Here is a 691-nt window from a genome sequence, read left to right as displayed (position 1 = left end):
CTATATTATTATTTTTTTATTTTTTTCTATAATGTTACGTTTTAGTCTTCCAATACGTGATCTCTGAGATTTGATATGATTGTTATACTATAGAAGCCTACTATAACCTAGATCTACACGAGTAAGCACGTCTGCAGCGTCAGATGTGTATATGAGTCATATTGATGTGTCTAATTATCCTGGTTTAACTTTAGGTTCTGGTACTACTGGTTACTATGGTGTATTAATCAATAACACAATTAAAGAGAATGTGTTTACCAATTGTGGTGTTGAAATAGCTCGTATTTTTGATCCTAAAGAGGGGCCAGTGGTTATTGAAGATTGTATATTTAATTACAAGTGGGGTGGTAATAATCCTGGTAATTATGTAGGTGCTTTGCGTTATTCATCTAGCTCTAATGCTACAGTTACAGGATCCGTAACGCTACAAAATAGTACGATAAACTATAGTGCAAGTAATATTTTTAATTTATTTAGTGGTGTTGTGGTAAGTATTGTGTCTAGCGTAGAAAATTTAACAATAGATAATGTTACCGTGAATTATAAAGGTTTATCTGGTGTTGGACAAACATTTGGGTATATAGGATCAAAAAATAGTTCTAATTTTGGAAATACCAATACCATTACAAATTGTACCATAAATGGAGCGCTGGCAACAGGCGCAATAAAGGTAACTGGCTCTAATAAAACA

1 protein-coding gene is annotated in these 691 nt (G+C 32.7%); it reads left to right on the top strand.

Going from position 1 to position 691, the window contains the following annotated elements:
* Nucleotides 1–151: 151 nt before the first annotated feature.
* Nucleotides 152–691, top strand: a 540-nt coding sequence (locus tag BFJ87_RS14205) for a hypothetical protein (RefSeq protein WP_139344259.1), incomplete at its 3' end; no start/stop codon positions are given.

This window comes from Cellulophaga omnivescoria, assembly GCF_001999725.1.
In the GTDB taxonomy this organism is placed as follows: Bacteria; Bacteroidota; Bacteroidia; order Flavobacteriales; family Flavobacteriaceae; genus Cellulophaga; species Cellulophaga omnivescoria.
This window is presented reverse-complemented; position numbering and strand designations above follow the sequence as displayed.